The 9,289-nt window shown below is 47.8% G+C and carries 10 protein-coding genes; 6 read left to right on the forward strand and 4 right to left on the reverse strand.

From position 1 onward, the window contains the following. The coding region (locus tag ACJMLT_RS09280; protein WP_405729867.1) for a DMT family transporter at window positions 1–721 on the forward strand (721 nt) is incomplete at its 5' end. A gap of 96 nt (window positions 722–817) precedes the next feature. After that, window positions 818–1,891, forward strand: a complete 1,074-nt coding sequence (recA, locus tag ACJMLT_RS09285; RefSeq protein WP_405729869.1) for a recombinase RecA — start codon at window positions 818–820, stop codon at window positions 1,889–1,891. 53 nt (window positions 1,892–1,944) lie between these two features. On the opposite strand, the gene ACJMLT_RS09290 is transcribed toward recA, so the two are convergent. The 4 genes from ACJMLT_RS09290 to ACJMLT_RS09305 all read right to left on the reverse strand — a co-directional run bounded on the left by ACJMLT_RS09290 (window position 1,945) and on the right by ACJMLT_RS09305 (window position 6,010). Beyond that, complete coding sequence (locus ACJMLT_RS09290) at window positions 1,945–2,277, reverse strand: branched-chain amino acid transporter permease (RefSeq protein WP_405729872.1); 333 nt, start codon at window positions 2,275–2,277, stop codon at window positions 1,945–1,947. Window position 2,278: 1 nt separating this feature from the next. Beyond that, a complete protein-coding gene (locus ACJMLT_RS09295) occupies window positions 2,279–2,974 on the reverse strand; it encodes an AzlC family ABC transporter permease (protein WP_405729875.1) in 696 nt (231 codons plus the stop codon). A 20-nt stretch (window positions 2,975–2,994) separates the two neighbouring features. Then, complete coding sequence (locus ACJMLT_RS09300) at window positions 2,995–4,761, reverse strand: Rqc2 family fibronectin-binding protein (RefSeq protein ID WP_405729878.1); 1,767 nt, start codon at window positions 4,759–4,761, stop codon at window positions 2,995–2,997. Window positions 4,762–4,936: 175 nt separating this feature from the next. Beyond that, window positions 4,937–6,010, reverse strand: a complete 1,074-nt coding sequence (locus tag ACJMLT_RS09305; protein ID WP_405729881.1) for an S-layer homology domain-containing protein — start codon at window positions 6,008–6,010, stop codon at window positions 4,937–4,939. Between the two features lie 272 nt (window positions 6,011–6,282). On the opposite strand from ACJMLT_RS09305, the gene ACJMLT_RS09310 reads away from it, so the two are divergent. The 4 genes from ACJMLT_RS09310 to ACJMLT_RS09325 form a co-directional block, all read left to right on the forward strand. After that, the gene (locus ACJMLT_RS09310) at window positions 6,283–7,173 is read left to right on the forward strand and encodes a YicC/YloC family endoribonuclease (RefSeq protein ID WP_405729884.1); all 891 of its coding nucleotides are present in this window, start codon (window positions 6,283–6,285) and stop codon (window positions 7,171–7,173) included. A gap of 151 nt (window positions 7,174–7,324) precedes the next feature. Next, window positions 7,325–7,933: a guanylate kinase gene (gene gmk, locus ACJMLT_RS09315; protein ID WP_405729887.1), complete on the forward strand. Its 609-nt coding sequence runs from the start codon at window positions 7,325–7,327 to the stop codon at window positions 7,931–7,933. 2 nt (window positions 7,934–7,935) lie between these two features. Then, window positions 7,936–8,259: a DNA-directed RNA polymerase subunit omega gene (rpoZ, locus tag ACJMLT_RS09320; RefSeq protein WP_405729890.1), complete on the forward strand. Its 324-nt coding sequence runs from the start codon at window positions 7,936–7,938 to the stop codon at window positions 8,257–8,259. Window positions 8,260–8,310: 51 nt separating this feature from the next. Further along, window positions 8,311–9,289, forward strand: a 979-nt coding sequence (locus ACJMLT_RS09325; protein ID WP_405729893.1) for a primosomal protein N' family DNA-binding protein, incomplete at its 3' end; no start/stop codon positions are given.

A 9,289-nucleotide genomic window follows, 5' to 3' on the forward strand; every position in this document is an offset into this window, starting at 1 on the left:
CTGTATGTGTCTGGTGTATCGGAACCGTCTGCAGAAGATCACAAAAAAAGAATGGAAGGTCGGCTCCATCCTTGGGGCATTGCTGGCGGCCATGTTCCTGCTGATGACAGTGGGACTGCAGTATACGACCCCTTCCGTCAATGCCTTTCTGGTGAATATCCCTGCAGTTATCGTGCCATTCATCTGTTGGGGCGTGTTCCATCAGAAACCGACAAAAAATCATTTTCTGGCGGCAGGGATGACGCTGATCGGTGTCTGCTGTCTGTCCCTGACCAGCGATTTCCGTATGGATTTCGGGGCGGCATTATCCCTGCTGGCGGCGGTGGCTTTTTCCCTGCAGATGGCATTTCTGGGGAATCTCACAGAGGACTGTGACTCCGTCCATATTGCAGTGGTAGAAAATATCGCTACGCTGGCGGTGATGGCGGCCATCGTGACCTTTACGGGCTGGGATATGCCGGCCATGACATTGCCTTCTTTTGGAAATTTCTTCTTCCTTGGGGCATTCTGTACGGCGGCTTATTTTGCCCTGCAGTCTGTGGGGCAGCAGATCACCTCCCCCAATAAGGCGGCCATCATCATCACGTCCGAATCGATTTTTGCGGCGGTCTTTTCTGCCATTCTCTATGGAGAACGCATGGCGCTGCGGGGTTATCTGGGCTGTATCATCATTTTTGCGGCGATGATGCTGGCGGAGACCCCTGCAAAAAAAGAGTGTTGACAAGGCGAACAAAATCGAATAAAATGAGAACATAAATAGAACAAAAGTTCGTAAAAATGAAAGAGATACCTTAGTTGACAGAAAGGTGGATATAGAATGGCAGCGAAAAGTGCAAAAGAAGACGGTAAATTTGAAGATAAGCAGAAGGCTTTGGATGCGGCTCTGAGTCAGATCGAAAAACAGTTTGGCAAAGGCGCGGTAATGAAATTGGGGGATAACAATGCCCAGATGCAGGTGGAAGTGGTTCCTTCCGGTTCTTTGAGCCTTGACCTGGCACTGGGGGTTGGCGGTGTGCCTAAGGGCAGGATCGTAGAAGTATACGGCCCCGAATCTTCCGGTAAAACAACGGTAGCCCTGCACATGGTTGCGGAAGTGCAGAAACGCGGCGGTATTGCCGGCTATGTGGATGCGGAACATGCCATGGATCCTACCTACGCAAAAGCGCTGGGGGTTGATATCGACAACCTGTATATCTCTCAGCCCGACGACGGCGAACAGGCGCTGGAAATTGCGGAAACCATGGTACGCAGCGGTGCCATCGATATCGTGATCGTGGACTCCGTAGCAGCACTGGTACCCCGTGCGGAAATCGAAGGCGAAATGGGCGATTCCCACATGGGTCTGCAGGCAAGACTGATGAGCCAGGCTTTGAGAAAACTGACAGGGATCACAAACAAATCCAACTGTACCGTTGTTTTCATCAACCAGCTGCGTGAAAAGATCGGGATCACTTTCGGTAATCCCGAAACAACCACAGGCGGTCGTGCACTGAAATTCTATTCCTCCATCCGTATGGAGATTAGAAAAGCTGATGTGCTGAAACAGGGGACAGAAATCGTGGGTAACCGTGTAAAAGTAAAAATTGCGAAAAACAAGGTTGCACCTCCCTTCAAAACAGCGGAATTCGATATCATTTACGGCAAGGGTATTTCCAAAGAAGGGGATATTCTGGATCTGGCGGCAGATGTGGATATCGTAAACAAGAGTGGTGCATGGTATGCCTATAACGAAACACGCATTGGTCAGGGCCGTGAAAATGCGAAGCAGTTCCTGAGAGATAACCCCGATGTATGTCAGGAAATCGAAAATCAGGTAAGAGAACATTATGATCTGCCCGTGCTGGATGCGGTGGAAGCGGCAGGCGCAGGCATTGCAGAAGTAGAACTGTAATTTCAGACAAAAAATAACCCTATGAGAGTTTTCTCATAGGGTTTTCTTGTTTTTCAGACAAATACCATCTGTACCAGAACCATATAGCAGACCGTGCCGCCAAAGATGGAGAGCATGGTATTTCCTTTGCCGAGATGCAGAAGGGCAGTCACCGCCGATGCAATGAGCATAGGAGCGAAGCCTGCGGCAGAGGAGAAGGACATGCCCTTCAGACAGTACATCACGAGGGTCGCCATGATAGTCATGGGCAAAACTCTGCCCAGATAGCGGATGATCTCCGGCACTTCCTTTCCGCGGAAGATCAGAAAGGGGAAGGCGCGTTCCAGTAGTGTGCAGAGGGCGCAGACGGCGATGATGGCAATAGATTGTGTCGGTGTCAGTACCATATCAGTTTCCCTCCTTTTCTTTGGGCTCGATGCGGCTTCTCAGGATGGTCAGAAGGGCTACCGTAATGAGAAGAGAAGGCAGGATAAAGTGGGAAGGGCCAAACAGGACCAGACAGACAATGCTGGAAACGAAGGCCAGAAGGGCAGGCAGACGATTGTCTGCCCCTTTCATCTGCTCGATGAGGATAACGATGAACAGAGCGGTCAGGGCAAAGTCGATACCTGTCGTATCGAAGGGAATGAGGGTGCCGATCAAGGCGCCAAGGATACTCAGTACCACCCAGTAGAGGACAGGCATGACCGCAGTCAGAACATAAGCCCATTTTTCGTCGATATCATCGGGGAAATCATGGGAGCAGTGGAGGGAATAGTTTTCATCTGTCAGAGAATAGATGAGAAAATATTTCCAGAAGCCGAAGGAACGGAATTTCTCAATGAAGGAAAGTCCGTAGAAAATATGGCGGCTGTTCAGGAGCAGTGCCATAACGGCTACTGTTGCCAGAGAAACACCGCCGGCAAAAAAACTTACCATCAGATACTGCAGAGAGCCTGCCATAACGAACAGGCTGCAGGCACCTGTCCAGAGAAAATTGTAGCCGGCGCTTTCCATCAGCACGCCGTAGGCCAGACCTACGGGGATGAAGCTGATAAAGATGGGGAAGCTATGCTTCACGGCATAGCGAAGGGTTTTTGTCATAAAATCAATCCTTTTCAGGGTTATTCGATACGCATCTGATTGATGCGGTTTTCATCGGGATGAATATAGATGGTCTTGTTTGTCAGATAGATGACCATACCGGGTTTTGCGCCATTGGGTTTCTTTACATTTTTCCGCTGGGTATAATCCACGGGAACCATGCTGCTGTTTTTCGCCTTGCTGTAGAAGGCCGCCAGATTTGCCGCTTCCTCCATGGTGGCTTCGGGCAGTTCAGCCTGACCGTTGGTGCGGATGATGACATGGGAGCCGGGGATGTCTTTGGTATGCATCCACAGATCGGTGGGGTCAGCCACGCGAAGGGTCAGTTCGTCATTCTGCAGATTGCTTTTGCCCACCAGAATTTCATAGCCGTCGGAAGAAATATAACGCATGGGTTTGGATTTTTTTGGTTTCTGCTGGCCTTTTTTCTGTACCTGACGGCGGATAAAGCCGCTTTCTGCCAGCTCGGTACGGATCTCGGAAAGGTCTGCATCGTCTTTGGCATTTTCCAGCGCATTTAACACACTTTCCAGATAAACCAGTTCTTCTTCATTCTGTTTTTCCTGAATTTCCAGAGCAGCCAGCGTACGTTTTGCCTTGTTGTATTTTGCAAAATATTTCTGGGCATTTTCTGCAGGGGTTTTTGCAGGGTCGATGGCGATTTCGATCTCAGGCATGTCTTCTTCGTAATAATCGATGGTTTTGAAGGTAGTCACACCCTGAGGTACTGCGTAGATATTGGCTGTCAGCAGTTCGCCTTTTTTCTTCCACATGTCCATGCCCTTGGTTTCTCTGCGGGTCTTCATCTGGATCTCTTTTTTCTTCACGCAGCGCTCGATGTTGTTCATGATGAGTTTGCGCATATCCTGCGCTTTCTGGCGGATATGGGCTGCATTGTCTCTTTCGTGGTAGAACCCTTCCAGAAGGGCGGAAATGGTTTCGAATTCCTTTTTCTGCAGGCTGGCAAACTGGGTCATTTCCAGTACAGCAAAGTCCACGATCTTTCCGTTTTCCTGATAATAGATGGCAGGAAGGTACGCTTCTGCTTTGATGGTTTCCATGGTTTTATCAAAGGCTGCAAAAAGTTTTTCGCTTTCTTCGATGCTTGTTTCCTGACAGGCGTTGGATGCATCCAGCCCTGCGCGGGAGCAGATCTCTCCGGCCATGATAGGGCTGATTCCGGTGTAGGTCTGGTAGAGGAATTCCTGCAGTTTTCTGCCTTCCTGCAGATGCAGGGACAGGGCGAAATCGCCGCTGGCGGCTTCTAGAGGATTTTTCTTATCCTGAGAAGGAGGGAAAACATATTCCTTGCCGGGCAGGACTTCGCGGACGGAACTCTTTTCGTGGGTCACGCGTTTGATGGAGTCCAGAATTTTACCGTTTTCATCGGTGAGGATCAGGTTGCTGTGTTTGCCCATGATTTCCAGAATGAGGTTTTTTGTAGTGATATCGCCCATTTCGTTGGCAGATTCCACGCGGATGATGACGATACGTTCGAAATTGGGCTGAACGATGTCAATGATCTTACCGCCTGCAATGTGTTTGCGCATGACCATGCAGAACAGGGGTGCAGTCATGGGGTTTTCCCTTGTGCTTTCTGTCAGATGCACACGGGGATGGGCAGAGTTGGCAGAAAGGATGACTTTTTTCGCACCCATGCCGGGGATGCGGACAGTCATACGGATCTCATCGGCTACAGGCTGATGGATCTTATCGATACGCCCTCCCAGAAGGGCGGATTTTAATTCGGATACGATGGCAGATGTTGTAATGCCGTCCAGTGCCATAAAGGACACCTCCTTAAAAGAATGTTCTAACTTAAAATTTTATCATAGTATGAAGGGTTTTGCATCTGTTTTTTGCGTTGGGGGAGAGGATCAGACAAAAGAAAAGCACCGATACGACTGGAAGTCGTTTCGGTGCTGATACTTATTGATTCAGATGTGTTGTTCTTTTTAAAGCTTAAACCAGTGCACGGTACAGGAAGGTTACGATCTGACCGCGGGTGCATGTCTGGGATGGAACGAATGTGTTTTCCGTTACGCCTGCAGTTACGCCGTTTTCCACTGCCCAAGCGACAGCCTGTGCATAGGAGTCAGCGACGGAAACATCGGTAAACTTGTCAGAAACAGCGGTTGTGGGACTGCCTGCCTGTTTCCAGAAATATTCCATTGTCATGGCGCGGGTACAAGGTTTGTTGCCATCGAAGGAAGAGCCGGAAACCATGCCGTTTTCGTATGCCCATGCGGCAGCTTTTGCGTAGTATTCGTTGCCTGTCAGATTGCTGAAAGGATTGGCAACAGAAGGTTCGGGGGAACCGGCAGCGCGCCACATGAATGTCAGGATCTGTGCATTGGTGCATGTGCTGTCAGGGGAGAATGTGGTGGGTGTTGTGCCTGCAGTCACGTTGTTGTCCACTGCCCATGTTACGGCTTTGGCATAATAAGCGGATGCAGAAACATCTTTAAAAGCAGGGGCAGAAGGTGTAACAGGAACTACAGGAGCAGGCTGTGCAGGAGTTACGTCATATTTGGAGAGGTCTGCATGGGTAAAGAAGAATCTTTCCTCATAATATCCAGGGCCATAAGAAATACCGAAAATGCCGTTTTTGTCATCTTCAGATAATTCGAGACGGCTGATGCCGGCCATGTATGTGTTCAGATAACCCGTCTGACCATAATAGTCTACTTCGTTATTGATAACAAATTTACCGTTCTGCAGAGAATAGAAGCCTTCACCGCCGGGGAAGAGTTCAAAAAATCCTTTGCATTCAGCAGTAAAATAGGCGCCAATGGCGGGCAGACGATATACTGTAACTTCTTCTTCATGGTAAACCATTTCTTCTTTTTCCCAGTCCCAGTCGCCCATAGTCAGAGGGATCTTGTAGGTATCCAGTACATTGGAAATGGTCAGTTTTACATTGGGTTCTTCGGCAAGTTTCGGCAGTGTCACAGTAGTTCCTGCGGCAAATGTAGGAACAGAAAGTCCGAAGCAGAGGGACATCGTTAATAAGATAGACAGTATACGTTTTTTCATAATTGTGACCTCCTTATTGGGATCGGATCGTCGGTAAAGAGAATGTGTTTCCGATCCTTTGTGATATAGATTGATATTCGATATGCAGACAGCATCTCCTTTTATTTTGCGTGGAAGGGAATGATTTATGGTGCTGATTGTATGAAATTTAGATAAAGATTAGAAAAAAATTAAAATTAGTGTATACAATACACGGTTTTTCTTGCCATTAGGGAGCGGAAAGGGTATAATAAAACATCTATTTTGAACGAGAAAAAGAAAGGAATCCGAACATGAGTGCAACTGTAAGAAGCATGACAGGCTACGGACGCGGTGAACATATCGCAGAAGAACGTAAATTTACAGTGGAAATGAAATCTGTGAACCATCGTTATAACGATATGACCATCAAACTGCCCCGTTCTCTGGCCAGTCTGGAAGATAAGATCAAAAAAAGAATCATGCGTGATGTATTCCGCGGCAAGACCGATGTTTACATCAGCTTTGAAACATTTTCCGCAGCCGATGTGGAAGTAAAACTGAACGAAACACTGGCAGCGGCTTATATCGAAAAACTGAACCTGCTGGAAGAAAAATTCGGCCTGGCAGGCGGCGAAAGCAAACTGGAACTGGTAGCAAAATTCCCCGATGTGGTAACGGTGGAAAAAGCACAGCAGGAAGAAGCAGTCATCTGGGATGCACTGGTACCTGCACTGGATGAAGCAGTGGAAAAATTCGTTGCCATGAGAACGGTAGAAGGGGAAAACCTGAAAAAGGACATCCTGCTGAAAGGCGAAAGAATCAAAACACTGGTGGCAGAAGTAAAAGAACGCTCCCCTCTGGTAGTTGTGGAATATCAGGAAAAACTGAACAACAGACTGAAAGATCTGATGGGCGGTGTGGATGTTGACCCTCAGAGAATCGCAACAGAAGTGGCAGTTTTTGCGGACAGAGGCTGTGTGGATGAAGAAGTGACCAGACTGGAAAGCCATCTGGTACAGCTGAAAGATATTCTGGAAGGCGGCGGTCAGGTTGGCCGTAAGCTGGACTTCCTGATCCAGGAAATGAACAGAGAATCCAACACCATCGCTTCTAAAGCAAATGATATTCAGATCGTGAAAGCGACCATCGAATTGAAAAGTGAAATTGAAAAGATCAGGGAGCAGATTCAAAATCTGGAATAAAAGTTCTGTCATGTAGCCAGACGAATGGGAAAACTTGTTTTCGCAGACGGCTGGATATTTGACAGGCTAACTCCATGAGTAAAGTGAAACTTTACGAATGGAGTTGGCGGAAAGCGGCTTTTATGAGAGTCACATCAAAGGGGATGCAAGTATGAAAAAACAGGGTATTTTATTGATCATCTCTGGTCCCTCCGGTTCCGGTAAAGGAACGATCGTCGGTCAGTTGTGTGAAAAGAATGACTTTGCGCTTTCTATTTCCGCGACGACAAGAAAACCCAGAGAGAAAGAAGAGCATGGGGTGCATTACTTCTTCCATACCAGAGAAGAATTCGAACAGATGAAAGAACGGAAGGAACTGCTGGAATGGGCAGAATTCTGTGGTAATTATTATGGCACACCCAGAAAATATGTTACAGAGCAGCTGATGCAGGGCAAGAATGTCATTCTGGAAATTGAAGTACAGGGGGCACTGCAGGTGAAAAAGATTTATCCCGAAGGGGTGCTGGTGTTCATGGTTCCTCCTAATCTGGAAGAACTGGGCAGACGCCTGACAAACCGCGGCACAGAGGATAAAGAGACCATCAATATGCGTCTGCGCCGTGCGCTGGAAGAAATGGAACTGGTAGAGGAATATGATTATCTGGTCATCAACGATACAGTGGAACAGGCGGCGGAAGATATCCTGACCATCGTTGATGCCGAAGGTATGAAATGCAGCAGAAATAAAGATATCAAAAAGATTTTTAAAGGAGAGATGTAATTATGTTAAGACCTTCTTATTCTGATTTATTGGAAGTAATCACAAGAGATGCGGAAGACGAAACAATCGGCAGCAGATACACAATCGTAATCGCAGCGGCAAAAAGAGCAAGACAGCTGGTAGATAACGCAGAACCTCTGGCAGAGGAAATCAAAGTAAACAAACCCGTTTCCATCGCTGTACAGGAACTGTATGAAAGCAAGATCAAAGTACGTCAGGGTCAGCCCATCGTGGAAAGAGAAAAAGGCGAACTGGCAGAAGTGATCTTTGACTGCATGGCAGAAGAAGAAGCGGCAGCAGCGGAAGCAGCAGAAATCGAAGAATAATTTTGAAATGAAAGCCCGTATTTACGGGCTTTTCCTGTAAGGAGGTGAGAAATGATGTATGCAAAGGTGATCGTGGGATTGAATAACCCTGCCATGGATAAACTGTTTGATTATGCAGTGCCGGCAGGGATGGAAGTCTGTCAGGGTGTGCGGGTGATCGTGCCCTTTGGCAGAAGAAATGCAAAAACCGAAGGATATGTCATTTCTCTCTCGGCGGAAACAGATGTGCCCGCAGATAAGATCAAAAATATTATTGAGGTGTTGGATGAAGGAAAACCCACTTTTACACCGGAGCTGCTGGAGCTGGCAAAATGGATGCAGGAGCGGTATTTCTGCACGCTGAATCAGTGCCTGCAGGCCATGATGCCGGCGGGCATCCGCACAAAAAGCAGCTGGACAGTCAGCCTGCTGGATTTTTCAGAAGAAGTGAAACTGACACCAAAAGAAAAACTGCTGGTGGATTTTATGGGGGAGCGGAACCTTGTGCCTTTGGATGAGATCCAGATGGAATTCGGCGGAAAGGTTCTGGATTTTCTTCGCAAAATGGAGGAAAAAGGTCTGCTGGAATTGAAACAGCAGCTGCGCCGCAGTGAATATAAAAAAGAAAAACGGCTCCTTTCTCTGGATCTGGAGCATCCTATGCTGGAGGCTGTATGGCAGAAGGCGGAACGGGATAAACGTCTGGAGGGGCAGAGGCTGATTCTGGAATATCTCAGAAACGGGAAAGAAGTGACGGCGGAGGAACTGAAGGAAAGATGCGGCATCATGGATTCGCCCATCAAAACATTACTGAGAAAAGGTGTTCTGAAAGAACGAAAAGAAACAGAACTGCGCAATGTGTTCGATGCAGAGGATTTTGAAAGAACAAAGGCCTTCCTGCCTACGGAAGAACAGGCGGCGGCCTTGGCGGCGCTTCGTGGAGAAATGGAAAAAGCGGAGAAGAAATCTGTTCTCCTCCATGGGGTGACGGGCAGCGGTAAAACAGAGATCTACATGCAGCTGATTTCCGATGTGATCGAAAAAGGGCAGC

It is taken from the genome of Anaerotignum sp., assembly GCF_045122575.1.
In the GTDB taxonomy this organism is placed as follows: Bacteria; Bacillota; Clostridia; order Lachnospirales; family Anaerotignaceae; genus Anaerotignum_A.